Annotated in this window: 21 protein-coding genes and 1 pseudogene; 17 read left to right on the plus strand and 5 right to left on the minus strand. The window is 64.9% G+C overall.

Translation table 11 applies throughout. From position 1 onward, the window contains the following. Positions 1-135 precede the first annotated feature (135 nt). From AAFG50_RS12525 to AAFG50_RS12545, 5 genes and pseudogenes are all read left to right on the plus strand, one after another. Positions 136-906, plus strand: coding sequence for a methyltransferase domain-containing protein (locus AAFG50_RS12525; RefSeq protein WP_028174750.1), 771 nt, complete (start codon positions 136-138; stop codon positions 904-906). A gap of 310 nt (positions 907-1,216) precedes the next feature. Beyond that, positions 1,217-2,218 (plus strand): DctP family TRAP transporter solute-binding subunit, encoded by a 1,002-nt coding sequence (locus AAFG50_RS12530; RefSeq protein ID WP_028174751.1) that lies wholly within the window; start codon positions 1,217-1,219, stop codon positions 2,216-2,218. A 335-nt stretch (positions 2,219-2,553) separates the two neighbouring features. Next, positions 2,554-2,772: pseudogene (locus AAFG50_RS12535) on the plus strand (TRAP transporter small permease); the annotation flags it as partial. A gap of 291 nt (positions 2,773-3,063) precedes the next feature. Continuing rightward, complete coding sequence (locus AAFG50_RS12540) at positions 3,064-4,347, plus strand: TRAP transporter large permease subunit (protein ID WP_028174752.1); 1,284 nt, start codon at positions 3,064-3,066, stop codon at positions 4,345-4,347. 130 nt (positions 4,348-4,477) lie between these two features. Next, positions 4,478-6,406, plus strand: a complete 1,929-nt coding sequence (locus AAFG50_RS12545) for an alkyl sulfatase dimerization domain-containing protein (protein WP_028174753.1) — start codon at positions 4,478-4,480, stop codon at positions 6,404-6,406. 200 nt (positions 6,407-6,606) lie between these two features. Here the strand turns inward: AAFG50_RS12545 and AAFG50_RS12550 are convergent, their stop codons facing one another. Then, on the minus strand, positions 6,607-7,677 hold the full coding sequence (locus AAFG50_RS12550; protein ID WP_028174754.1) for a glycosyltransferase family 4 protein: 1,071 nt from the start codon (positions 7,675-7,677) through the stop codon (positions 6,607-6,609). A 277-nt stretch (positions 7,678-7,954) separates the two neighbouring features. Between AAFG50_RS12550 and AAFG50_RS12555 the strand changes: the two genes are divergently transcribed. From AAFG50_RS12555 to AAFG50_RS12570, 4 genes are read left to right on the plus strand one after another with little or no spacing between them, the layout of a single operon-like run. Then, positions 7,955-9,718 carry an ABC transporter ATP-binding protein gene (locus AAFG50_RS12555; protein WP_011085538.1) on the plus strand — a complete coding sequence of 588 codons (1,764 nt, stop codon included), beginning with the start codon at positions 7,955-7,957 and terminating at the stop codon, positions 9,716-9,718. A 57-nt stretch (positions 9,719-9,775) separates the two neighbouring features. After that, positions 9,776-11,980 (plus strand): amylo-alpha-1,6-glucosidase, encoded by a 2,205-nt coding sequence (locus AAFG50_RS12560; RefSeq protein ID WP_028174755.1) that lies wholly within the window; start codon positions 9,776-9,778, stop codon positions 11,978-11,980. 22 nt (positions 11,981-12,002) lie between these two features. After that, positions 12,003-12,536, plus strand: a complete 534-nt coding sequence (locus AAFG50_RS12565) for a PRC-barrel domain-containing protein (RefSeq protein ID WP_028174756.1) — start codon at positions 12,003-12,005, stop codon at positions 12,534-12,536. Between the two features lie 23 nt (positions 12,537-12,559). After that, positions 12,560-13,855, plus strand: a complete 1,296-nt coding sequence (locus AAFG50_RS12570; RefSeq protein ID WP_028174757.1) for an MFS transporter — start codon at positions 12,560-12,562, stop codon at positions 13,853-13,855. A gap of 63 nt (positions 13,856-13,918) precedes the next feature. Here the strand turns inward: AAFG50_RS12570 and AAFG50_RS12575 are convergent, their stop codons facing one another. The 4 genes from AAFG50_RS12575 to fixL form a co-directional block, all read right to left on the minus strand. After that, entirely contained in the window at positions 13,919-14,617 is a 699-nt protein-coding gene (locus AAFG50_RS12575) for a helix-turn-helix domain-containing protein (protein WP_028174758.1), read from the minus strand. 103 nt (positions 14,618-14,720) lie between these two features. After that, entirely contained in the window at positions 14,721-15,137 is a 417-nt protein-coding gene (locus tag AAFG50_RS12580; RefSeq protein ID WP_011085543.1) for a response regulator, read from the minus strand. Positions 15,138-15,180: 43 nt separating this feature from the next. Next, a complete protein-coding gene (gene fixJ, locus AAFG50_RS12585) occupies positions 15,181-15,798 on the minus strand; it encodes a response regulator FixJ (RefSeq protein WP_011085544.1) in 618 nt (205 codons plus the stop codon). A gap of 3 nt (positions 15,799-15,801) precedes the next feature. After that, positions 15,802-17,319, minus strand: coding sequence for a sensor protein FixL (gene fixL / locus AAFG50_RS12590; protein WP_028174759.1), 1,518 nt, complete (start codon positions 17,317-17,319; stop codon positions 15,802-15,804). A gap of 207 nt (positions 17,320-17,526) precedes the next feature. Here fixL and AAFG50_RS12595 point away from each other — a divergent pair, with 207 nt between their 5' ends. The 8 genes from AAFG50_RS12595 (at position 17,527) to AAFG50_RS12630 (ending at position 24,566) form a co-directional block, all read left to right on the plus strand. Beyond that, complete coding sequence (locus AAFG50_RS12595; RefSeq protein WP_028174760.1) at positions 17,527-18,360, plus strand: universal stress protein; 834 nt, start codon at positions 17,527-17,529, stop codon at positions 18,358-18,360. A gap of 38 nt (positions 18,361-18,398) precedes the next feature. Next, complete coding sequence (locus AAFG50_RS12600; protein ID WP_028174761.1) at positions 18,399-18,824, plus strand: CBS domain-containing protein; 426 nt, start codon at positions 18,399-18,401, stop codon at positions 18,822-18,824. Positions 18,825-19,033: 209 nt separating this feature from the next. After that, positions 19,034-20,683 (plus strand): cytochrome-c oxidase, cbb3-type subunit I, encoded by a 1,650-nt coding sequence (gene ccoN, locus AAFG50_RS12605; protein WP_011085548.1) that lies wholly within the window; start codon positions 19,034-19,036, stop codon positions 20,681-20,683. 12 nt (positions 20,684-20,695) lie between these two features. Beyond that, the gene (ccoO, locus tag AAFG50_RS12610) at positions 20,696-21,430 is read left to right on the plus strand and encodes a cytochrome-c oxidase, cbb3-type subunit II (protein ID WP_011085549.1); all 735 of its coding nucleotides are present in this window, start codon (positions 20,696-20,698) and stop codon (positions 21,428-21,430) included. 13 nt (positions 21,431-21,443) lie between these two features. Next, positions 21,444-21,608 carry a CcoQ/FixQ family Cbb3-type cytochrome c oxidase assembly chaperone gene (locus AAFG50_RS12615; RefSeq protein ID WP_015687703.1) on the plus strand — a complete coding sequence of 55 codons (165 nt, stop codon included), beginning with the start codon at positions 21,444-21,446 and terminating at the stop codon, positions 21,606-21,608. 6 nt (positions 21,609-21,614) lie between these two features. Then, positions 21,615-22,487 (plus strand): cytochrome-c oxidase, cbb3-type subunit III, encoded by an 873-nt coding sequence (gene ccoP, locus AAFG50_RS12620; RefSeq protein ID WP_028174762.1) that lies wholly within the window; start codon positions 21,615-21,617, stop codon positions 22,485-22,487. Between the two features lie 111 nt (positions 22,488-22,598). Then, positions 22,599-24,065 (plus strand): cytochrome c oxidase accessory protein CcoG, encoded by a 1,467-nt coding sequence (gene ccoG / locus AAFG50_RS12625; protein WP_011085552.1) that lies wholly within the window; start codon positions 22,599-22,601, stop codon positions 24,063-24,065. A gap of 15 nt (positions 24,066-24,080) precedes the next feature. Continuing rightward, positions 24,081-24,566, plus strand: coding sequence for a FixH family protein (locus AAFG50_RS12630; RefSeq protein WP_028174763.1), 486 nt, complete (start codon positions 24,081-24,083; stop codon positions 24,564-24,566). Positions 24,567-24,569 lie beyond the last annotated feature (3 nt).

A 24,569-nucleotide genomic window follows, 5' to 3' on the forward strand; every position in this document is an offset into this window, starting at 1 on the left:
CGCACGCTCTCTCGTTTGCTTTTGCTTGTTGCCGTTTCCTGCCCATCCCTGCCAGGACGAATTGCCTGACCGGGACGAGCAGTGGTAACCAAGAGCCACGTTGAAGGAAACACGAAAAACAAAAGGCGTCGAACGATGGTCTGGGATCCGCAGCAATATCTGAAGTTCTCCGGCCACCGGCTCCGGCCCGCTGTCGACCTCCTGATGCGGATTCCGGATTTCGCGCCGCGCGAGATCGCCGATCTCGGCGCCGGCGCGGGCAACGTCACCAAGCTGATCCGGGAGCGCTGGCCGGATGCGACCGTGACCGGCGTCGAGGGCTCGGCGGAGATGGTTGCCGCCGGCCGCAAGGCGGCGCCGGACGTGCAATGGTCCCATGAAGACCTCGGCCAATGGCGTCCCGCCAAGCCATATGCCCTGATCTATTCCAATGCCGCACTGCACTGGCTGCCCAATCATGCGGCACTGTTTCCCTCGCTGATGGAGAAGGTCGTGCCCGGCGGCATGCTGGCGGTGCAGATGCCGCGCAACTTTCTGGCGCCTTCACACGTGCTGATCGGCGAGACCGCGCTGAACGGACCGTGGCGCTCAAAGGTCGAGCATCTCGTCACCCCGCCGCCGGTCGAGGGGCCGGCCTTCTATCATGATCTTCTTGCGCCGATGTCCGTCAATATCGACATCTGGGAGACCGAATATCTTCAGGTGCTCGAAGGCGAGAACCCCGTGAAGGAATGGACCAAGGGGACCTGGCTGACGCGCTATCTCGACGTGCTCGCGGGCGACGAGAAGGCTGCCTTTGAGGCGGCCTATGGGATGCGGGTTGCGAAGGCGTATCCGAAGAATGCGGCGGGGCAGACGCTGTTCCCGTTCCGGCGTCTGTTCATGGTCGCCCAGCGCAAGGGCTGAGGGCATTGCCGCAATGCGACATAAGCGTTCATCGTGTCTTGCGGCGTGACATCAGACCTTCATGGTGAGGAGCCCGCCAAAGCGGGCGTCTCGCACCATGCAGGCCGAGCACCTTCGGTAAGCCTCGGATCTCATATGCGGTAGCCCGGGAGAGGGGCCAGCCCCGGGTTGCGCGTTCAGTGGCGGACAAGCTAGCTTGGCTGCGGGAAAATTGGGCTTAGGTCTAGTTGTTCGGCTGGCGGATTGCTGCCACTACTGGCCTGCAAAACAAAAAGAACCCGGTTTCCTAGGGGTATTGGGGAGGTCATCCATGCGCAAACTGCTTCTTGCGGTCGCAGCGGCCACGTTTGCTTTGGCTCCGGCGATTGCCCAGGCCCAGAGTCCCATTGTCATCAAGTTCAGCCATGTCGTCGCCAACGACACCCCGAAGGGCAAGGGTGCGCTGAAGTTCAAGGAGCTCGCCGAGAAGTACACCGACGGCAAGGTCAAGATCGAAGTCTATCCGAACTCCTCGCTCTACAAGGACAAGGAGGAGATCGAGGCGCTCCAGCTCGGCTCGGTGCAGATGCTCGCGCCCTCGACCGCGAAATTCGCGCCGCTCGGGATCAAGGAATTCGAGGCACTCGACCTGCCCTGGCTGTTCAAGGACGACGAGACCTATGCCAATGCGATGAAGGGCACGGTCGGCAAGTGGCTGTTCCAGAAGCTGGAGGCCAAGGGCATCACCGGCCTCGCCTATTGGGACAACGGCTTCCACATGGTGTCGTCGAATCGGTCGCTGATGAAGCCGGAGGATTTCAAGGGCCTGAAATTCCGCATCTCCGGATCGAAGATCGCGGACCAGTACTTCCGCCTGATGGGTTCGATCCCGCAGATCATGGCGTTCTCCGAGGTCTACCAGGCGCTGCAGACCGGCGTGGTCGACGGCTGCGAGAATACCGCGTCCAACTACTGGACGCAGAAGTTCTACGAGGTGCAGAAGGACATCACCGTGTCCTATCATGCCCATCTGCAATATGCGGTCATCGTCAACTCCAAGTTCTGGTCCGGCCTGCCGCCCGACATTCGCGCCCAGCTCGAGAAGGCGATGAACGAGGCGACCGACTACACCAATTCGATCGCGCGCCAGGAGAACGAGGACGCGCTCGCCGAGATCAAGAAGGCGGGCAAGACCACGCTGCATTATCTCACTGACGCCGATCGCAAGGCGTGGCAGGAAGCAATGCAGCCGACTTACAAATGGGCCAAGGGGCGGGTCGGGCAGGAAGTGCTCGATCTCGTCGCCAAGGAACTCGACGTCAAGATGAACTGACGCGATTTCCGGAGGAATCATACAAACGGTCGGGAGTGTGTGCGCTCCCGGCCGTTTCGCATCGGTAGGGGGACCTTGATTTGCTTCGCGTGCTCAATCAGGCGCTTAATCATCTCGAAGAATGGTTGATCGCGACGCTCATTGCGGCCGCAACCGGCCTGATCTTCATCGCGGTCATGCATCGCTATGGCGCGGGCGAGTCGATCGTCCTGTCGCGCTGGGCGACCGCGCACGGGATGACCTGGCTCGCGACGCTGTCGATGGCGGTGTTCACCTTCCTGTCCGAGCTCGATCTGTCATGGGCGCAGGAACTCTGCATCTACATGTTCATCTGGATGGCGAAGTTCGGCGCGGCCTATGGCGTGCGCACCGGCATCCATGTCGGCGTCGACCTGCTCGTCAACCGCCTGCCCGAACATTCGCGCAAGCACGTGATCCTGTTCGCGCTGCTCTGCGGCGCGCTGTTCACCGGCATGATCGCCGCCTTCGGCGCCTCCTTCGTGAAGGAGATGTTCCACACCGGGCAGCAGTCCAACGATCTGGAAGCGCCGATGTGGTTCGTCTATCTGGCGATCCCGCTCGGCTCCGGCCTGATGTGCTTCCGCTTCCTCCAGGTCTCATGGTTCTACTACTGGACCGGCGAGCTGCCGCACCACGACGAGACTCATGTCGAAGGCGTGGAGGCCGACGTCTCGCCCGCGCTGCATCCGCAGCCCGCCGGCGCCGAGACCAAAGCCGCCGCGCGAAAAGTGTCGCCGCTCGGCGTCATCCTGATCCTGGCGCCGATCCTGATCTTCGCCATGTGCCTCGCCGAGAAGTTCGGCGTGGTGCTGCTGCCGCACTGGATGCGGGCCGCGACCGTCTTCGCGCTGCTGATCGCGCTGATGCTGACCGGCATCCCGGTCTCGATCGCGCTCGGCCTCACCGTGATGACGTTCCTGTTCACGCTGACCACGGTGCCGATCGAGGCGGTCTCGATGAAGCTCTTCACGGGCATCGAGGGCTTCGAGATCATGGCGATCCCGTTCTTCATCCTCGCCGGCAATTTCCTCACCCATGGCGGCGTCGCGCGCCGCATGATCAATTTCGCGACCTCGCTGATCGGCCACTGGCACGGCGGTCTCGGCCTTGCCGGCATCGTCGCCTGCGCGATGTTCGCGCTGGTCTGCGGCTCGAGCGTCGCGACCGTCGCCGCGATCGGCGCGATCGTGCTGCCCGAGATGGTCCGCCACGGCTATCCCATGCATTTCGGCGCCGGCATCATCACGGTCGCGGGTTCGCTCGGCATCCTGATGCTGCCGTCGATCCCGAAGATCGTCTACGCCGTCTCCACCAATACCTCGATCGGCGCGCTGTTCGTCGCGGGCCTCTTGCCCGGCATCATGCTGACGACGATGCTCTGCATCGTCACCTGGTGGCTCGCGCGCAAGCGCGACTATCCGCGGATGCCGAAGGCGAGCTGGGGCGAGACCGTCCGCACCTTCCGCGAGAGCATCTGGGGATTGATGCTGGTCGTCATCATCATCGGCGGCATCTACAGCGGCCTGTTCACCGCCACCGAGGCGGCGGCGATGGCTGCGGTCTACTCCTTCGTCATCGCGGTGTTCGTGTACAAGGCCATCGGGCTGAAGGACGTGCCGCGGGTGCTGCTCCGTGCCGCCAACACCAGCGCGATGCTGCTCTACATCGTCACCAACGCGGTGCTGTTCTCCTTCGTGCTCTCCAACGAGAACCTGCCGGCGACGCTTGCCGACTGGATCGCCGCGCAGAACCTCGGCTGGGTCGGCTTCCTGCTGGTGGTCAACGTGCTGCTGCTGCTCGCCGGCAACTTCATGGAGCCGAACTCCATCATCCTGATCATGGCGCCAATCCTGGCGCCGGCGGCCAAGAAGCTCGGCATCGACCTCGTGCATTTCGGCATCGTGATGGACGTCAACATGGAGGTCGGCCTTTGCCATCCGCCTGTCGGCCTCAACCTCTATGTCGCCTCGATGATCGCACGAATGCGAATAACCGAGCTCGCGGTCGCGGTGCTGCCGTGGCTGATCACCATGCTCGGCTTCCTCGTCATCGTGACCTACTGGCCCGATTTGACGCTGTGGCTGCCGCGGGTGCTGGGGATGCATTAGCGAGGGCGGCGAATTCGGTCCCTCTCCTGTGGGAGAGGGTGTCTTCGCGAAGCCCGTGCGGCCTCCGCCAATGATGGCAATCACCCGCGAGATGCGGTTAGATGCGCGCAACAGGCCGGAGGAAACCAAAATGACTGAACTCAGCCGCTCGCCCAAGGACGCGACGCCGTCCGTCATCGCGCAGCAAACGGCGATGCTGAATGCGCTGCCGTTTTCCGACACGCGGGATTTCGACGATGCCGCGCGCGGCTTTCTCGGCACGATCGAGAATGCGGCGATCACCAATCCGCAGGGGCGGACGGTCTGGAGCCTCGAGCCCTACGGCTTTCTCTCGGCGGACGAAGCGCCGCCCACGGTCAATCCCAGCCTGTGGCGGCAGTCGCGCCTCAACATGCAGCATGGGCTGTTCGAGGTGGTGCCCGGCGTCTACCAGGTGCGCGGGCTCGACATCGCCAACATGACGCTGATCGAGGGCGACAGCGGCGTCATCGTCGTGGACACGCTGACCTCGATCGAAGGCGCGCGCGCCGCGCTCGATCTCTATTTCAGGCATCGCGGCATGAAGCCGGTGGCCGCCGTCATCTTCACCCATACCCACACCGACCATTGGGGCGGCGCGCGCGGCGTGCTGGAGGAGGACGCGCTCGCCACGGGACGCGTGCCGATCATCGCGCCGAACCTGTTCATGGAGCACGCCGTCTCCGAGAACATCATCGCGGGACCGGCAATGCTGCGCCGGGCGCAGTATCAGTTCGGCCCGTTCCTCGCCAAGGGCGTGCGCGGGCAGGTCGATTGCGGGCTCGGCAAGTCGATGGCGGCAGGCTCGGTCGCGCTGCTGCGCCCGACCGATCTGATCATGGCGACCGGCGACAGGCGCGTGATCGACGGCGTCGAATTCGAGTTTCAGATGGCGCCGAACAGCGAGGCGCCGGCGGAGATGCACTTCTTCGTTCCGCGCTACAAGCTGTTGAACCTCGCGGAGAACTGCACCCACAATTTCCACAACCTGCTGCCGTTCCGCGGCGCCGACGTGCGCGACGCGCTGGCCTGGTCGAAATACCTGGGCGAGGCCCTGCGGCTGTGGGACGGCAAGGCGGAGGCGATGTGCGGCCAGCATCACTGGCCGGTGTGGGGCCGCGAGCGCATCGGCACCATGATCCGGCAGCAGCGCGATCTCTACAAGTTCGCGCATGACCAGACCATCCGCCTGATGAACCATGGCCTCACCGCCGCCGAGATCGCCGAAACGATCCAGCTGCCGAAGAGCCTGGAGGGCGCCTGGCACGGCCGTGGCTATTACGGCCACATCCGCCACAATGTGAAGGCGATCTACCAGAAATATCTCGGCTGGTACGACGCCAATCCGGTCAATCTCGATCCGCTGCCGCCGGTCGCCTCGGGCAAGAAATATGTCGAGTACATGGGCGGCGCCGACGCGATTCTCGCGCGCGCTCGGACGGACTTCGACAAGGGCGAATTCCGCTTCGTCGCGCAGGCGCTCGGCCATCTCGTCTTCGCCGAGCCTGACAACGCGGCGGCACGCAGCCTGCTGGCTGATACGCTGGAGCAGCTCGGCTACGCCGCCGAGAGTGCGACCTGGCGCAACGCCTATCTGTTCGGCGCCCAGGAGTTGCGCCAGGGCATGCCGAAGGCCCCACCGCGCCCGCCGATGCCGCGCGAGACGCTGGCGGCGCTGCGCACCGAGCAGCTCTGGGACGTGCTCGGTATCCGCCTCAACGGCCCGAAGGCGGAAGGCAAGCACATCGTGCTGAACTGGCGCTTCTCCGACACCGGCGAGACCTTCGCGCTCAACCTGGAAAACTGCGCGCTCACCTATAGCGAGGGCGTGCAGGCGGAAAACGCCGACGCGAGCTTCACGCTGGCGCGCGCGACGCTCGACGAGGTGATCGCGAAGCTGACGAGCTTTCCGGAGGCGGTCGCCGCCGGCAAGGTCCAGCTCGCCGGCAACCCGATGCGGCTGGCCGAGCTGATGGGCCTGATGGACGAGTTTCCACGCATGTTCGAGATCGTGGAGCCGAAGCGGGCGGTGGTGGGGTAGGCGAGTGCGCCGTTGATTCCGTTCTTCCCTTCTCCCCTTGTGGGAGAAGGTGGCGCGAAGCGCCGGATGAGGGGTCTCTTTCCGCGGGAATGCCTTCGGGTGTGGAGGCAACCCCTCACCCAAACGAGTTTGAGGCTTGGCTGTCGCAGCCCTCTCCCACAAGGGGAGAGGGCACTTCGACTGGCAGCGGCGTAGAAGTGCTACTCCGCGCTGCTCACCAGCTTGATCTTCGGTGCCTGCGCTTCCGTTAGGCTGCGATAGGCCGCGAGATAGTCCAGCGCCATTCGCCGCGCCGTGAAGCGCTTTTCGAACTGCTTGCGGATCGCCGCGCGGTCCAGTTGCGGAAGGCGCTTGACGACGCCGGCGGCGCTGATGATGTCCTCGACGACGAAGCCGGTCAGGCCCTCGTCGATGATCTCCGGCACCGAGCCGCGGTTGAAGGCGACGACCGGCGTTCCGCAGGCCATGGCTTCGATCATCACGAGGCCGAACGGCTCGGGCCAGTCGATCGGCAGCAGAAGTCCGAGCGCACCGCTCAAGAATTCCGACTTCTCGTGATCGCTGATCTCGCCGATGAACTCCACCAGCGGATTGTTCGCGATCATCGGCCGGATCAGCTCGTCGTAATAATCCTGGTCGGCGCGATCGACCTTTGCCGCGATCTTCAGCGGGATGCCGCAATGGGTCGCGATCTTGATGGCGCGGTCGACGCCCTTCTCCGGCGCGATGCGGCCGAGCACGGCGAGATATTCCTGCCTGGCCGGCTTCGGCGTCAGCAAGTTCTCCGGCAGGCCGTGATGGATCGTCGTCACCCAGTTCGCCTGCGGCACCGGCCGCCGCTGGGCATTCGAGATCGAGATCACCGGCATCTTGGAGAAGATGTTGAACACCGGCTGATGCTCCGGCAGGTCGAGCCGGCCGTGCAGCGTGGTCAGGAACGGTGTGGGCTGCCGGTGGAACAGCGACCACGGATAATAATCGAGATGGAAGTGGAGGAAGTCGAACTCCTCGTCGTCACATTTCTGCCGCACGCGCTCCAGCAGCACCATGTGCAACGCGTTGGGATCGCGCACGGAACCGTCGAGGCGAAGCGCCCGCGGCCAGAGGGCGTCCAGCTTCGCCGACGTCTGCGAGTCGCCGCTGGCGAACAGCGTCACGTCATGTCCCAGGGCCACCAGCTCTTCCGTCAACCAATGCACCACCCGCTCGGTGCCGCCATACAGCTTGGGTGGAACAGCCTCCGTCAACGGAGCTACCTGCGCGATGCGCATCTCGCCTTCTCCTCTGCGATCATGAACGTTGGAAACCCCCAACCTGTACGGCACCGGCCATGCCAGCGAAGGGAACGTTCCCGCACTTGCGAAGTTCCTCTCAACAAACGTTACATATTCGACACATCGCGCGCCTGTCTCGATGCTGCCATCTCCTCTTCGCAGATCGTCCGCATCCGCATGTCGTGATCGCCTGGCCCGGAACCCGGGCGAAGCGGTCGATGTTCAGTCGGCTGGTACAAAAAAACTCTAATCAACACGACGGGGCGATAGCCATATGGATCATCTTTCTGGATACGCGCGCAGGCCATTTGCCTTTGTCTTGCGCTATCTTCGGCGACGGCTTGCCTCGCACCTGGTGATCCTGACCGCTGTTGTCGCAGCCGTTGCCTGCTCGGTAGGCACGCAGTATGGCGTCAAATCCCTGGTCGACAGCCTGTCGGCGGGAACCGCGCATGGCGGCAGCGTATGGCTGGCATTCATTCTGCTCATGTCGCTGATCGCCGCCGACAACTTCCTGTGGCGGATCGCGAGCTGGACGGCGAGCTTTACGTTCGTTCGCGTCACCGGCGATCTGCGCCGGGACATCTTTCGCCATCTGACCGGACACGCGCCGAGCTACTTCTCCGATCGTATGCCTGGCATGCTGACCAGCCGTATCACGGCAACATCGAACGCGGTGTTCACGGTCGAGAACATGTTCGTCTGGAACGTGCTGCCGCCGTGCATTGCCACAATTGCGGCAATCATGCTGATTGGAACCGTCAGTCCCTACATGGCGCTCGGCCTGATCGTGGTCGCGGGGGGCATGGTGATTGCGATGTTCCATCTGGCCGCGGCCGGCAAGCCGCTGCATGACGACTTTGCCGACAAGGCCGCCGTCGTCGACGGCGAGATGATCGACGTCATCAGCAACATGCCGCTGGTCCGGGCCTTCTGCGGCATCAGCCACGAGCACGAGCGGTTCGATGCGACCGTGAATCGGGAACTCACCGCGCGCGGCCGCAGCCTGCGCTATCTGGAGAAGCTGCGGCTCACGCATGCCGGCGTGACCGTCGTGCTCACCATTGCGCTGATGGCCTGGGCGATCACGCTCTGGCAGGACGGTGAGGCGACGACCGGCGACGTCGTGCTGGTCTGCACCCTCGGCCTGTCCATTCTCAACGCGACGCGCGACCTCGCCGTGGCGCTGGTCGACGTGACCCAGCATGTCGCGCGCCTGACCGAGGCGATCGCGACGCTGCTGGTGCCGCACGACTTGCGCGATCACCCCGAGGCCGAGCCGCTGGTCAAGAGCGGCGCCGCGATCGCGTTCAACAACGTCACCTTCGGCTATCCCGGCGGCGAGAAGATTTTCGAGCGGTTCAGCCTGCGGCTCCAGCCCGGCCAGCGCGTCGGCCTGGTCGGCCAGTCCGGCGGCGGCAAGTCGACGCTGTTCACGCTGCTGCAGCGCTTCTACGACGTGGACGAAGGCAGCGTCACCGTCGACGGCCAGGACATCGCGATGGTGACCCAGCTCAGCCTGCGTGAAGCGATCTCCGTCGTGCCGCAGGACATTTCCCTGTTCCACCGCTCCATTCGCGAGAACATCCGCTACGGCCGGCCGAACGCGACCGACGACGAGGTGCTGCGCGCGGCGATCGCGGCGCGCTGCGATTTCATCGATAGCCTGCCGGAAGGTCTCGACACCATGGTTGGCGACCGCGGCGTCAAGATGTCCGGCGGTCAGCGCCAGCGCATCGCGATCGCACGGGCCTTCCTGAAGGACGCGCCGATCCTGCTGCTGGATGAGGCCACCGCGGCGCTCGACAGCGAATCCGAGGAGGCGATCCGCGAGGCGCTGACGCGCCTGATGCGTGGCCGCACCGTGATCGCGATCGCGCACCGCCTCGCGACCCTGCGCAATTTCGACCGCGTGATCGTATTGAAGGGTGGTAAGATCATCGAGGACGGCTCGCCCGAGCGTCTGATGCAGGGCCATGGGCCCTATCGGGAGCTGGTGACGCAGGAAATGAGCCGGCTCGCGCAAGCCGCCGCGTAAACCCGACAGTCGCGTTCGCGTTGGTTGCGTTTCCAAACAGGCGCAGGGGAGCAGCTCATGGCAGCCGAAGTCGTCACCAAGTTCGTCTCTGTGGCGCGGACCGTGGAGCAGGTCGCGGAGCAGCCGTTCTATATCCCGATGACGGGGCCGTCGGCGCGGCCGCGGCGCTCGCTCAAGCACGACGACACCTTCATCGTGCTCGACAGCCATGGCGACATCGGTGCATCGGCCGGCGGGCCGGACGGCCTGTTTCACCATGACACGCGCTACCTCGCGCGGCTGGAGCTCGTGCTCGACGATCTCCAGCCCCTGCTGCTCGGCTCCAACCTGCGCGACGACAATTCGGCGCTGACCGTCGACCTCACCAACCCCGACATCTACCGTCAGGGCAGCCTCGCGCTGCAAAAGGACCTGCTGCACATCGTGCGCACGATCTTCCTGTGGCGCGGCACCGCCTATCAGCGCATCGGCGTGCAGAACCACGGCGACCGGCCGGCCGGCTTCGAGCTGACGCTGCTGTTCGACAATGATTTTGCCGATCTGTTCGAGGTCCGCGGCGAGCGGCGCCCGCGCCGCGGGACCGGCGCCAGCCGCCTGCTCGGGCCGACCGACGTCCTGTTCGAATATCGTGGCCTCGACGATGCCGAGCGCACCACCGGCCTGCATTTCGACCCGCGTCCGACGCGGCTGTCCGTCAACGCCGCCACTTGGCAGCTCGAGCTCGATCCGCATCAGTCGAAATCGCTGTTCGTGGCTGCGTCCTGCAACCGGCCGGTGGCGGAGAAGCCGACGCGCTTCTTCAGGGGTCTGCTGGCCCACCGCCGCGAGATGCGCCACTCGACCATGGGCGCGGCCAGCATCGAGACCTCCAACAACATCTTCAACGAGGTGCTGTGCCAGGCCATGGCCGACCTCAACATGCTGATGACGGAGACGCCGCAGGGCCGTTATCCCTATGCCGGCATTCCCTGGTACTCGACGACCTTCGGCCGCGACGGCCTGATCACGGCGCTCCAGATGCTCTGGGTGGACCCGCGGGTCGCCAAGGGCGTGCTGCGGCGCCTGGCGCATTTCCAGGCGAAGGCGATCGATCCGCTCGCCGATGCCGCGCCCGGAAAGATCCTGCACGAGATGCGCGGCGGCGAAATGGCGGCGCTGCGCGAGGTGCCGTTCTCGCAATATTACGGCAGCGTGGATTCGACCGCCTTGTTCGTGCTGCTCGCCGGAAGCTATTTCGAGCGCACCGGCGACGAGGCCACGTTGATCGAGCTGTGGCCCGCGATCGAGGCCGGGCTGGCGTGGATCGACGGTCCCGGCGATCCCGATCAGGACGGGTTCGTCGAATACCAGCGCGCGACGGAGAAGGGGTTGGCCAACCAGGGCTGGAAGGATTCCTACGATGCGATCTTCCATGCCGACGGCCGGCTCGCGGAGGGCAATATCGCCCTCGCCGAAGTCCAGGGCTACGTCTATGCGGCCAAGCAGCTTGCCGCGCGTTGTGCGCTGCGGCTCGGCAAGCCGGACCGCGTGCGCAAGCTCGAGGCCGAGGCCAAGGCGCTGGCCGCGCGCTTCGAGCAGGCGTTCTGGTGCGAGGAGCTCGGCACCTACGCGCTTGCCCTCGACGGCGACAAGCGGCCCTGCAAGGTGCGGACCTCGAATGCCGGGCAGATCCTGTTCAGCGGCATGATTCGCGAGGACCGCGCCCGTCTCGTCGCCGCCGACCTGATGCAGCCGCATTTCTTCTCGGGCTGGGGCATCCGCACGGTCGCGCAGGGCGAGGTGCGCTACAATCCGATGTCCTATCATGACGGCTCGATCTGGCCGCACGACAACGCGCTGATTGCGCTCGGGCTCGCGCGCTACGGGCTCAAGCATTCGGTGGCGCATGTTTTCAAGGGGCTGTTCGACGCCGCGACCTACATGGATCTGCGCCGGCTGCCCGAATTGTTCTGCGGCTTCCGGCGGGAGAAGCGGCGCGGTCCGACGCTCTATCCGGTCGCCTGCGCGCCGCAAGCCTGGGCCAGCGCGACGCCGTTCACGCTGCTGGAGGCGGCGCTGGGCATCGAGTTCGACGTGGCGCGCGGCGAGATCCGCCTGCGCAATCCGCATCTGCCGGCGTTTCTGAACGAGGTCATCGTGCGCGATCTGCGTCTGGGCGAGTCCAGCGTGGACCTGCGCGTCAGCCGCCACGGCGAAGACGTGGCGCTGGAGGTATTGCGCACGCGCGGACAGATCCAGGTGTCGATCGTGCTGGCGCGCTGACGGCGCGCCGCGAGGAGGGTTCATGCGTACCGCCGGATGGTTGGCCTTGAGCGTCGCGATCGTCGCGGGATGGACGGTCGCGGTATCGCGTGCCGCGGAGGAACAGCCCGTGGCGCCAAGTACACCGCGAAGCGAAGCGAACGCGCCGGCGACGGCCCAGCCGCCGGCCTCGGCGGTGCAAGTCACGCCGAAGGATGCCGCGCCGCCGCCGTCGGTGACCATCATCGGCGCGAGCGATGCGCACGGCGTGCTCGGCCGCGACGTGCTCAGCGCCGCGAACGAGGACATGGGCCGCATCGTCGACGTCATCGTCGATCGGAGCGGGCACGTGCGTGCCGCCGTGATCGATTTCGGCGGCTTCCTCGGCGTCGGCAGCCGCAAGATCGTGGTGGACTGGAACGCGATGCGGTTCGGCAAGATCGCCAACAAGAAGGACAGCATCACGCTGGAATTGACCAAGGCGCAGGTTGCGGCCGCGCCGGAATACAAGGAAGACACGCCGATGGTGGTGCTCGGCGCATCCGGGAGCCTGCAACCGCTGCAAGCGATTCAGTGAGGCGCGGGGAGGGATGGCCGCCGGTGCTGTTGTCGAGAAAGCCGAACCAAGCAGCCGAGGATTGCGCTCGCGGCGTTGAACAGGACAACGTTGCAGCGCCGTCGGCCGCAGGTCTTCCGGCACCGTCGCGCCGGAGCCTGCGCGGCCTCGACTGGTTCATCTTCTTCCTCGCCGACGTGCAGACCGGCTTCGGCCCCTTCATCGCGGTCTATCTGACGACGGAGAAATGGACGCAGGGCCAGATCGGCCTCGTGCTGTCGATTGGCGGCATCGTCGCCCTGATCGGGCAGATGCCGGGCGGGGCGATCATCGACGCGGCAAAATCCGAGCGGCTGGTCGCCGCCCTTGCCATCGCGACCATCGGCGGCTGCGCGCTCGCCTATGCCGCCATGCCGATCTTCCCCGTGGTCGTGACCGCCGCGACGCTGCATGCGGCGGCGAGCTGCGTGCTGGGCCCGGCGATCGCCGCGATCAGCCTCGGCCTCGTCGGTCCGCTCGCGATCGGCGAGCGGCTCGGCCGCAACGCGCGGTTTGCCTCCCTCGGCAATGGCGTTGCCGCCGCCGTGATGGGCACGGCCGGCTATCTGCTGTCGAGCCGCTCGGTCTTCCTGGTCACGTTCCTGCTCGCGATCCCCACCCTGATCGCGCTGTCGCGCATCCGCGAGGAGGAGGTCGACATCGCGCGCTGCCACGGCGAGATGCCGCGCGAGGCGCAGGATCGCGGCGACACCAATGTCTGGCATCTGATCCGGCAGCGGCCGCTGATCGTCTTCGCGCTCAGTGTGCTGTTGTTGCAGCTCGCAAACGCCGCGATGATGCCGCTGATGGCGAGCGCGGTGACGGCGCGGTCGAGCCAGTGGGCGACGGTGCTGGTCGCCTTTTGCATCGTCGTCCCGCAGGCGATCGTCGCGCTGTTGTCGCCGACCGTCGGGCGCAAGGCGCAAGCGTGGGGCCGCAGGCCGCTGCTGCTGATCGGATTCGGCGCGCTGGTGATCCGCGGCCTGCTGTTCGCGACCGTGCGCGATCCATATCTGCTGGTCGCGGTGCAGGTGTTCGACGGCATCACCGCGGCGGTGTTCGCGGTGATGATTCCGCTGATCGTCGCCGACGTCGCCTTCGGCAGCGGTCACTTCAATCTGGCGCAGGGCATCGTCGGCACCGCGACCGGGATCGGTGCGTCGCTGAGCACGGCGCTCGGCGGTTATGTCAGCGACAAGTTCGGCAACGCCACCGCCTTCATCGGCCTGTCCGGCGTTGCCGCGACAGGGCTCCTTTTGATCCTCCTCGTGATGCCGGAGACCCGGCGCACCACGCTCTGAACCGCAAAAGAAATGGCCGGCCGAAACGGGTTCGGCCGGCCAAGTGGGTGGGGAGGAAGACGATCAGGCGTCGAGATTGTGCAGGCGCTGGCGGTTGCGCAGCACGATCTGGCGGGCGCCGGAGAAGCCGAGAATGCCCTGGGTGTGAAGCTGCGACAGCGCGCGCGACACGGTTTCGAGGGTGAGGCCGAGATAGTCGCCGATATCGCGGCGGCACATCGGCAGCGCCATCATGCCGGCAACGGCGAGACGGCGGTCCATTTCGAGCAGGAAGGTCGCGACGCGCTCCATCGCGGTCTTGCGGCCGAGCAGCAGCATGTGATCCTCGGCGTGGCGAAGTTCGCCGGCGGTCATCGCCCAGAGCTTGCGGGCAACCTGCACGTCGATGCCGGCGGCCTTCTCGAGGCTCGAGCGTTTCACGAGGCGCACGCTGGTGTCGATGATGGCTTCGGCGGCAAGACGGTGGCTGGGGCCGGATTCGAGGCCGAACACGTCGCCGGGAAGATGGAAGGCGCCGATCTGGCGGCGGCCGTCGGAGAGAAGCTTGTAGCTGCGCACGGCCCCGGTGACGACCTGGTAGACATATTCGGCCGGCTCGTCCTCGCCATAGATCTCCTCGTCCTTGCGGTAGGAGAATTCGGTGGCGACGAGGCCAACATGGCCCGTGATCGCACCGAACTGGTCGGACACCTGATGGGGCGGGGCAATCTTGCCACCGATTTGGGTGTTGATCACCTGGGTCTTGAGTGTCTGGGTCAGCATCTGCGCCATCTCCGTTGTGATGACGCATTGGTACGCGGTATCGGGAGGTTCGAAAATTTCGAGCGATATCTTAAGGGGGGTGCCTTACGTAGAACCCCGTAGGTCACGCCCGAGGCCGGTCCTGGATGGCGCGGCGGATACGCTTGAGCAGGTTTTCGTCGAGAAGCGGCTTCAAAACCACGTCTTTTACGCCGGCCGCGGCGGCCCGGGTCGAGATGTTTTCGTCCGGATAGCCGGTGATCAGGATCACGGGCGTTTCGCCGTCCGATTTACGCAGGCGGCTGGCGAGCTCGATTCCATTGATGTCGGGCATCTTGTAGTCGATCACGTAGCAGTCGGCCCCGGGCGCGCCGCCGGCATTGAGCAGCGCCGTGCCGCTCCTGAAGGTCCGCACGGCAAAGCCGTCGGTTTCCAGCAGGAACCGCAGGGATCCCAGGACTGCGGCGTCATCATCGACCACAAAGACGGTGGGTTTTGTGGAGGACGGCAGCCGCTCGTGATGTGAACTGACCTCGATCATGCTGCATGGCTAGCACAGCATCCGGCAAGGGCCTTGACTTGGCTCAATCGTTGAGCATGCCGGCGCGCATCGCGAGGCGAACCAGCTCCGAAAGGCTGTTGGCCTGCATCTTGGTCATGACGTTGGCCCGATACACCTCGATGGTGCGCGGGCTGATGTCGTACTCGCGGGCGATCAGCTTGTTGGAAAGGCCGGCGATCAGCCCTTCCATGACCTGGCGCTCCCTGGGGCTCAACGAGGCGACGCGGGCGGCGATATCCTGCGCGACGGCCTCGCTCTTGGCGGCCGGCTCGGCCTGGCGGATCGCCGATTCGATCATGGCGGTGAGGCGGTCGTCCTCGAAAGGCTTTTCCAGAAAGTCGACCGCCCCTAACTTCATCGCCTCGACCGCGAGCGGCACGTCGCCGTGACCGGTCATGATGAGGATCGGAAAGGGGCTTTGCTGCGCCTTCATCCGCTTCAACAGCTCGATGCCGTCAAGGCCCGGCATGCGCACGTCGGAGACGACGCAGCCGAAGGAGAGACCCGGCAGGGCGTCGAGAAAGGCTTGCGCGTCGTCAAACAGCGTGACGCCGAAGCCGGCAGAATCCAGCAGGAAATTCAGCGAATCCCGCATCGCCGCGTCGTCGTCGATGACGTAGATATGTCCCTTGGTCGTCATGCATCAATTCTCGTCGGCTGCCGGGAGGGTGAAGCGGAAGGTCGCCCCGCCCGATGCGTTGCTCTCGGCCCACATGCGCCCGCCGTGAGCTTCGATGATCGAGCGGCTGATGGACAGTCCCACGCCCATGCCGGTGTCCTTGGTGGTGAAGAAAGTCTGAAACAGGTTCGGAATGACGTCGTCCTGGAAACCGCTGCCGGTGTCGGACACTTCGACCTCGATCATGTCGTCGGCGGCGGGGGTGTTGGTGACGACGAGCTCGCGTCGCTGCGACTGAGCCATCGCTTCCAGCGCGTTGCGGAACAGGTTGACCAGGACCTGCTGGATCTGCACCCGGTCGGCGAGAACGAGATCGGCGCCCGGATCGAGACTGAAGCGGAGCTGCACGTTCTGCTCGCGCGCGCCGGCAAGCCCGAGCGCGCCGGCCTCCTCGATCAGCTTGGAGAGACTCTCGACCCGCTTCTCCGATTCGCCGCGGGCAACGAAGTCGCGCAGGCGCCGGATGATCTGGCCGGCGCGCAGCGCCTGCTCGGCGGCGCGGTCCAGGGCGCTTTCGACCTTCGGTGTGTTCGGATCACTGCTGCCGGCAAGCAGCCGCCGCGAGCCCTTCATGTAGTTGCTGATCGCCGCCAGCGGCTGGTTGAGCTCGTGCGCGAGCGCGGACGCCATTTCGCCCATGGCGCTCAGCCTGGAGACGTGGACGAGCTCGGATTGCAGTTCCTGGAGACGCGCCTGGGTCTGCTGGTGCTCGGTGAGATCGCGGACGAAACCGGTAAAATAGGGCTCGCCGCCGGACTGCATCTCGCCGATCGACAGGTGCATCGGGAAGGTGGTGCCGTCGCGGCGCTTGCCGGTCACGATGCGCCCGATGCCGATGATGTGGGGATCGCTCGTGGTGCGGTAACGCGAAATGTAGCTGTCATGCCGGGAGCGGTCGGGCTCCGGCATCAGGATGTTGACGTTCTGGCCGATCGCCTCGAGCTCGGACCAGCCGAACAGGCGCTCGGCGGCGGTGCTGAACAGCTGGATGATGCCGTGGCCGTCGATGACGATCATGGCGTCGGGAATTGTGTGGAGGATCGAGCGGAGGTGGTTCTCGCGGGTACGGAGCGCACCCTCGACCTGCTTCTCCTCGTCGATATCGAGAAAGATGCCGCTGAGATGGCGGGCGGTGCCGGCTTCGTCCCGAATGAGTCCGGCCCGGGCGCGAATCCACTGTCCTGCGTTGGAGGTGCCGGCGACCCTGAAGGACACGTCGAAGCCGCCACCGCGTTCGGAGACGCGCTTGATCGCGCTCTCCACGCGCTCGCGGTCGTCGGGCTCGAGGCGTGACAGGAAGAGGTCGTAGCTCGCCGGCTGGTCCTGCCCGATTCCGAGCAGGGTCCGCGCGGTATCCGACCAGTCCAGCGCCCAGGTCTTGAGGTCGAGATCCCAGGTGCCGACGCCGAATCCCTCGATCCTGACCCGGAAATGCTCGCCCCGGCCGTCATCCGGCGGATGCGTTACGCGGGTCGGCGCCAAGGTGTCACTCCCATTCTCGTGCCACGGGCCCAGGTGCCGCAACCACGGCGGTAATTTCGCTCAAGCCCGGGCCGGAGGCAAGTTCGGATGTTTGATTCCATTGGCGTAATGCCGGTGGTCCCGGGTGGGCGACGGTTTGATCTATCTCATCCTGCCTCGCGCCGGCACAGCTAGATTTCATAGCAGTTCATTGCCCGGAGAATTCTAATGACATACGCGACCGTGATGGTCAGCTTGGCGCTCGACCAGTCCAACGAGGCGCGTCTTCAGGTCGCGGGCGAGCTCGCCGAGCGATTCGAGGCCGCCATCGTCGGGGTTGCCGCGGCGCAGTTCGCCCCGCCGCTCTATTTCACCGACGGCGCCGCCGCCCAGGGACTGATCGACGAGGGCGAAGCGTCCGTCAGGCGACGGCTGGCGGCTCTGGAGGCGCAATTCCGCGCGGCCACCAGGAATCGCGGCGGGCATGCCGAGTGGCGCAGCGCCATGGATTTTCCGGCGCGATTCGCCCTGGCGCAGGCGCGCTGCGCCGACATCGTCGTCAGCGGCGGGCAGAGCCCGGCCTTCTCCGACGCTTTCGCGCTCGCAAGCCCCAAGGATCTGGTGATGCAGGCCGGCCGCCCGCTTCTCGTCGTCCCCGATGGGGCCAACTGGCTCGACCTGCGCAGCGTGCTGGTGGCCTGGAAGGATACGCCGGAGGCACGGCGGGCGGTGGCGGACGCGCTGCCGATGCTGCGCAAGGCGAGGGACGTCACCATCGCAGCAATTCCGGAGCGCGACGACGACCGCTCGGCCGTGTTGGCCGGCGTCACCGACGTTGCCGCCTGGCTCGCCCGCCACGGCGTCACCGCGACCGCGCGCGTCTCGGAGGCTGTGGGAGACGAACCCGCCGCCGCGCAACTGGAGCAAGTCGCCGGCGACGTCGGAGCCGGCCTGATCGTGGCGGGCGCCTATGGACATTCGCGGTTTCGCGAGCTGATCCTGGGAGGCGTCACCCAATATCTGGTCACTCAATCCGCCCGTAGCGTGTTGCTGTCGCACTGACGGCCGTTCGGCCAAAAGCTATTCGAGGAGGACGCGCCGTGTACAGATTTCTTGAGCAGACCGTCGACGGCTACATGACGCGCAACGTCAAGACGGTGCAACGTGACATCAACATGCTCGAGCTCAGCGAGATGTTCGAGCGCGACGATTTCAATTCCTATCCGGTCGAGGACGACGGACAGGTGGTCGGCATCGTCACTAAGTTCGACATCCTGAAATGCTTCGCCTTCACGCCGAGCCAGATGCTGCCGCGCTATCATGACCTGATGAGCCGCAAGATCGGCGACGTCATGACGCCGGAGTTCATCTATGTCAGCCCCGACACGCGGCTGACGCGCGTGCTCCAGATCATGGTCGAGCACCGCATCAGGAGCATCATCGTGCTCGACGGCGCGCAGAAGCTCGTCGGCATCATCGCCCGCGAGGACGTCATCGCGGCGCTCAAGGCGACCGCGCGCGACTGACGGGGCCTCCAGTTCCCGCGATTTCAAACTCCGTGATTTCACGGAAGCGATCGGTCGCCGCGCGCGCGGCGCCGGCCGCAGGCGATTGATATGGCTCTCTGATCCGCGAAAGCCTCACATTAACAGAAATCCACCTATCTTGATTTCAATCAATTCCCCGCGAGGGTGAATGTGGTTTCTGGCGCTGTGTTCTTTCAGAGAGAATCCGCATGAGCCAGCCCTCCATCTCCAAATCCATGACCATCGGTGAAAGCGGCCTGGCTGTCGTGTTCGCAGCCACCGCCTTCCTCTGCGTGATCGCCGCGGCCAAGGCGCTCGACGCGCCCTTCGCCTTCCACGCCGCGCTCAGCGCGGCGGCGAGCGTGGCGGCGGTGTTCTGCATCGTCAACCGCTACTTCGAGCGCCCGGCGGCGCTGCCGCCGGCGGAGATCAACGGCCGTCCCAACTACAACATGGGGCCGATCAAGTTCTCCTCCTTCATGGCGATGTTCTGGGGCATTGCCGGCTTCCTCGTCGGCCTCATCATCGCCTCGCAGCTGGCCTGGCCCGCGCTGAACTTCGATCTGCCCTGGATCAGTTTCGGCCGCCTGCGTCCGCTGCACACCTCCGCCGTGATCTTCGCCTTCGGCGGCAACGTGCTGATCGCGACATCCTTCTACGTCGTGCAGAAGTCCTGCCGCGTGCGCCTTGCCGGCGATCTCGCGCCCTGGTTCGTCGTGGTCGGCTACAACTTCTTCATCCTGGTCGCAGGCACCGGCTATCTGCTCGGCGTCACCCAGTCGAAGGAATATGCCGAGCCGGAATGGTATGCCGATCTCTGGCTGACCATCGTCTGGGTGGTCTATCTGCTCGTCTTCCTCGCCACCATCATCAAGCGCAAGGAACCGCACATCTTCGTCGCGAACTGGTTCTATCTGGCCTTCATCGTGACGATCGCGGTGCTGCATCTCGGCAACAACCCCGCGCTTCCCGTCTCGGCGTTCGGCTCGAAGTCCTACGTCGCCTGGGGCGGCATCCAGGATGCGATGTTCCAGTGGTGGTACGGCCATAACGCGGTCGGCTTCTTCCTGACCGCCGGCTTCCTCGCCATCATGTACTACTTCATCCCCAAGCGCGCCGAGCGGCCGATCTACTCCTATCGCCTGTCGATCATCCACTTCTGGGCGCTGATCTTCCTCTACATCTGGGCAGGTCCGCACCATCTGCACTACACGGCGCTGCCCGACTGGACGCAGACGCTCGGCATGACCTTCTCGATCATGCTGTGGATGCCCTCCTGGGGCGGCATGATCAACGGCCTGATGACGCTGTCGGGCGCCTGGGACAAGCTGCGGACCGATCCCGTGCTGCGCATGCTCGTGGTCTCCGTCGCCTTCTACGGCATGTCGACCTTCGAAGGCCCGATGATGTCGATCAAGGTGGTTAACTCGCTCAGCCACTACACCGACTGGACCATCGGCCACGTGCACTCCGGCGCGCTCGGCTGGGTCGGCTTCGTCTCCTTCGGCGCGCTGTACTGCCTGGTGCCGTGGGCCTGGAATCGCAAGGGCCTCTACAGCCTGAAGCTCGTCAACTGGCACTTCTGGGTCGCGACCCTCGGCATCGTTCTCTACATCTCGGCGATGTGGGTGTCCGGCATCCTCCAGGGCCTGATGTGGCGCGCCTACACCTCGCTCGGCTTCCTCGAATATTCCTTCATCGAGACCGTCGAGGCGATGCATCCCTTCTACATCATCCGTGCTGCCGGCGGCGGGCTGTTCCTGATCGGCGCGCTGATCATGGCCTACAATCTCTGGATGACCGTTCGCGTCGGCGAGGCGGAAGTCCAGATGCCCGTCGCTCTTCAGCCGGCGGAATGAGGAGCTAAAGCAATGTCGTTCTGGACACGCCACCAAGTCTTCGAAAAGAACTCGATCATCCTGATCGTCGGCATCCTCTTGGTGATCGCGATCGGCGGCCTCGTCGAGATCACTCCGTTGTTCTACCTCAAGAGCACGATCGAGAAGGTCGACGGAGTGAGGCCCTATACGCCGCTGGAGCTCGCCGGCCGCAACGTCTACGTCCGCGAAGGCTGCTATCTCTGCCATTCGCAGATGATCCGGCCGCTGCGCGACGAGGTCGAGCGCTACGGCCACTTCTCGCTGGCCGCCGAGAGCATGTTCGACCATCCGTTCCAGTGGGGCTCCAAGCGCACCGGTCCGGACCTCGCCCGCGTCGGCGCCAAGTACTCCGACGACTGGCACGTCACCCATCTGACCAACCCGCGCGCGATCGTGCCGCAGTCGGTGATGCCGGGATATCCGTTCCTCAGCGCAACCGAAGTCGATCCGGACACCATCGCCGACCATATGCGTACGCTGAGGACCGTCGGCGTGCCCTACACGGACGACCAGATCGCCAACGCGAGCGCCGATCTGAAGGCCCAGGCCGATCCGGACAATGCCGGCGCGGACGCCTTCAACAAGCGCTACGCCAAGGCCGTGGTGCGCAACTTCGACGGCAAGACCGGCACGCCGACCGAGATGGACGCGCTGATCGCGTATCTGCAGATGCTCGGCACGCTGGTCGACTTCAAGATCTACAACGAGAAAGCCAATCTTCGCTGAGAAGGCATCAACGATGAAAGCCATCCTGACCCTCGACAATCTCGCGTCCGGTCTCGTGACCACGATCTGGACGCCGGTGTTCGTCGCGATCTTTCTCGCGATCATCGCCTACGCATTTTGGCCCCGTAACAAGGCTGCGTTCGACGAAGCAGCACACCTGCCGTTGCGGGAGGAGTGAGAGACCATGACCGATCATAGCGAATTCGATTCTGTTTCCGGCAAGACGACGACCGGACATGAGTGGGACGGCATCAAGGAGCTCAACACGCCGCTGCCGCGCTGGTGGGTGATCTGCTTCTACCTCACCATCGTCTGGGCGATCGGCTACTGGATCGTGTATCCGGCCTGGCCGCTGATCTCCAGCAATACCACGGGCCTGTTCGGCTACTCCTCGCGCGCCGACGTCGCGGTCGAGCTCGCCAATCTCGAGAAGATCAGGGGCGACAAGATGGCGGCGCTCGGCGCGGCCTCGCTCGCCGACATCGAGAAGGACCCGGCCCTGCTGGCGCTTGCGCGCGCCAAGGGCAAGACCGTGTTCGGCGACAATTGCGCGCCGTGCCACGGCTCCGGCGGCGCCGGCGCCAAGGGCTTCCCGAACCTGAACGACGACGACTGGCTGTGGGGCGGCACGCTCGACCAGATCATGCAGACCATCCAGTTCGGCGCGCGTTCCGGTCATGCCAAGACGCACGAGGGCCAGATGCTCGCCTTCGGCAAGGACGGCGTGCTGAAGGGTGACGAGATCGTCACGGTCGCCAATTACGTGCGGTCGCTGTCGGGGCTGCCGACCCGCAAGGGTTACGACGCCGCCAAGGGCGAGAAGATCTTCGTCGAGAATTGCGTCGCCTGCCACGGCGACGGCGGCAAGGGCAACCAGGAAATGGGCGCACCGAACCTGACCGACAAGATCTGGCTCTATGGCTCGGACGAGGCTGCCCTGATCGAGACCATCAGCCAGGGCCGCGCCGGCGTCATGCCGGCCTGGGAAGGGCGGCTGGATCCCTCCACCATCAAGGCGATGGCGGTCTACGTCCACTCGCTGGGCGGTGGAAAATAGCAGATCCGCGGCAAACGGGGGCGAACAAAAGTGCCCCCGTTTGAGCTGGATCAACTGACGCGGCGACGTCGGGTCTAGGTTTAATCGCACCTCCTCGAAAAGTTTCAGGCGATGAACAAGACCGTGAACCCGAAAGACCTCACATCGGAAGATGACGTCGGGCCGCTCTACGCAGCCCGCAAGAAGGTCTATCCCCAGAGCGTCTCCGGCACGTTCCGCCGGATCAAATGGGGCCTGATGGCGTTCTGCCTCGGCGTTTACTACTTCCTGCCGTTCGTGCGCTGGAATCGCGGCCTTGGCGCGCCCAGCCAGGCGGTGCTGATCGATCTTCCCAACAGCCGCTTCTATTTCTTCTTCATCGAGCTGTGGCCGCAGGAGGTCTACTACTTCACCGGCCTGCTGATCGTCGCCGCGGTGGCGCTGTTTTTGATGAACTCCATCGGCGGCCGGATCTGGTGCGGCTATCTCTGTCCGCAGACCGTCTGGACCGACCTGTTCTACGCCGTCGAACGCCTGATCGAAGGCGACCGCCGCGAGCGGATGAAGAAGGACAAATCGTCCGACCCGATGAAGCTCGAGCGCATCTCCGAGATCGTGCTCAAGCATTCGATCTGGCTGCTGATCGCCTGGTGGACCGGCGGCGCCTGGGTGCTCTATTTCAACGACGCGCCGACCCTGGTGAAGGAGCTCGTGACCTTCCAGGGGCCGATGATCGCCTATATCTGGATCGGCATCCTCACCGCAACGACCTATCTGCTCGCCGGCTACATGCGCGAGCAGGTCTGCACCTATATGTGCCCGTGGCCGCGGATCCAGGCAGCGCTCACCGACGAATGGGCGCTCAACGTCACCTACCGCTACGACCGCGGCGAGAAGCGCACCTCGGTGAAGAAGGCGGCCGAGCTGCGCGCGCTCGGCCAGCAGGTCGGCGATTGCGTCGATTGCTACCAGTGCGTCGCGGTGTGCCCGACCGGCATCGACATCCGCAACGGACCGCAGATGGAATGCATCCAGTGCGGCCTCTGCATCGACGCCTGCGACAACGTGATGACCAAGATCGGCCGGCCGAAGCGGCTGATCGGCTATGACAACGACATCAACATCCATCGCCGCCAGGAAGGCAAGGCGCCGATCTACCGGATCGTCCGGGCGCGCACCGTGGTCTACAGTGCGATCATCGCGGCCATCGGCGGCTTCATGATCTACACGCTGGCGACGCGCAGCCTGCTCGACGTCAACGTGCTGCACGACCGCAATCCGGTCGCGGTCAAGCTCAGCGACGGCTCGATCCGCAACGCCTACACGGTTCGGCTGCTGAACAAGAGCGGCTACGACCGCGTCATCGCGATCGACGCGAACGGTCCGGCCAATTTGACGGTCCACGTCATTGGCGTCGATTCGGTGACGCCGGACCGGCCGATGATCGTGATCCCCCGCGACTCCACCAGCGAGCTGCGCCTGCTGGTCACGGCGCCGGCGGAGACCAATCCCGAGAAGTCGATCCCGGTTCGCTTCCACGTCACCGATATCGGGCTCGGCGAGGTCGCGTCCGCCACCGACAATTTCGTCGCGCCTTAGGATCAGGAGACAGCCATGGCCTCCAAGCCGCTGACCGGAACAAAAGTCTTCCTGATGTTGGTCGCCTTCTTCGGCGTCGTGATCGGTGTCAACGTGACCATGATGAAGCTCGCGATCGCGACGCTGCCCGGCACCGACGTCGACAGCCCCTATGCCGCGGGTCTCACCTATGATCGCGAGATCTCGGCGGCGCAGGACCAGGCCGCGCGCAAATGGAAGGTCAACGCCCATATCGAGCGCGGGACCGATGGCGGCGCCATACTTCAGGTCGAGGCACGCGATGCCAGCGGCCAGCCGGTGTCCGGATTGAAGTTCGGCGGCCGGCTCGAGCGGCCGACCGACAAGCGCGCCGATCTTTCGGTCGAGCTCTCGGAGGCAGGCATCGGCATCTATCGCGGCAATGCCGCCTCCGTCGCGCCGGGCCAGTGGGACCTGGTGATCGAGGGCGAGGCGCGGGGGACGCGCGTATTCCTGTCGCGCAACCGCGTGATCCTGAACTGAGGA

The organism is Bradyrhizobium sp. B039 (assembly GCF_038965675.1).
GTDB classification, from domain to species: Bacteria; Pseudomonadota; Alphaproteobacteria; order Rhizobiales; family Xanthobacteraceae; genus Bradyrhizobium; species Bradyrhizobium diazoefficiens.

Excerpts from the sequence above, each read along its gene's own strand:
- AAFG50_RS12525 (WP_028174750.1), top strand. The coding sequence starts at position 136 with ATGGTCTGGGATCCGCAGCAATATCTGAAGTTCTCCGGCCACCGGCTC.
- AAFG50_RS12530 (WP_028174751.1), top strand. The coding sequence starts at position 1,217 with ATGCGCAAACTGCTTCTTGCGGTCGCAGCGGCCACGTTTGCTTTGGCT.
- AAFG50_RS12540 (WP_028174752.1), top strand. The coding sequence starts at position 3,064 with ATGCGGGCCGCGACCGTCTTCGCGCTGCTGATCGCGCTGATGCTGACC.
- AAFG50_RS12545 (WP_028174753.1), top strand. The coding sequence starts at position 4,478 with ATGACTGAACTCAGCCGCTCGCCCAAGGACGCGACGCCGTCCGTCATC.
- AAFG50_RS12550 (WP_028174754.1), bottom strand. The coding sequence starts at position 7,677 with ATGCGCATCGCGCAGGTAGCTCCGTTGACGGAGGCTGTTCCACCCAAG.
- AAFG50_RS12555 (WP_011085538.1), top strand. The coding sequence starts at position 7,955 with ATGGATCATCTTTCTGGATACGCGCGCAGGCCATTTGCCTTTGTCTTG.
- AAFG50_RS12560 (WP_028174755.1), top strand. The coding sequence starts at position 9,776 with ATGGCAGCCGAAGTCGTCACCAAGTTCGTCTCTGTGGCGCGGACCGTG.
- AAFG50_RS12565 (WP_028174756.1), top strand. The coding sequence starts at position 12,003 with ATGCGTACCGCCGGATGGTTGGCCTTGAGCGTCGCGATCGTCGCGGGA.
- AAFG50_RS12575 (WP_028174758.1), bottom strand. The coding sequence starts at position 14,617 with ATGCTGACCCAGACACTCAAGACCCAGGTGATCAACACCCAAATCGGT.
- AAFG50_RS12580 (WP_011085543.1), bottom strand. The coding sequence starts at position 15,137 with ATGATCGAGGTCAGTTCACATCACGAGCGGCTGCCGTCCTCCACAAAA.
- fixJ (WP_011085544.1), bottom strand. The coding sequence starts at position 15,798 with ATGACGACCAAGGGACATATCTACGTCATCGACGACGACGCGGCGATG.
- AAFG50_RS12595 (WP_028174760.1), top strand. The coding sequence starts at position 17,527 with ATGACATACGCGACCGTGATGGTCAGCTTGGCGCTCGACCAGTCCAAC.
- ccoN (WP_011085548.1), top strand. The coding sequence starts at position 19,034 with ATGAGCCAGCCCTCCATCTCCAAATCCATGACCATCGGTGAAAGCGGC.
- ccoO (WP_011085549.1), top strand. The coding sequence starts at position 20,696 with ATGTCGTTCTGGACACGCCACCAAGTCTTCGAAAAGAACTCGATCATC.
- AAFG50_RS12615 (WP_015687703.1), top strand. The coding sequence starts at position 21,444 with ATGAAAGCCATCCTGACCCTCGACAATCTCGCGTCCGGTCTCGTGACC.
- ccoP (WP_028174762.1), top strand. The coding sequence starts at position 21,615 with ATGACCGATCATAGCGAATTCGATTCTGTTTCCGGCAAGACGACGACC.
- ccoG (WP_011085552.1), top strand. The coding sequence starts at position 22,599 with ATGAACAAGACCGTGAACCCGAAAGACCTCACATCGGAAGATGACGTC.
- AAFG50_RS12630 (WP_028174763.1), top strand. The coding sequence starts at position 24,081 with ATGGCCTCCAAGCCGCTGACCGGAACAAAAGTCTTCCTGATGTTGGTC.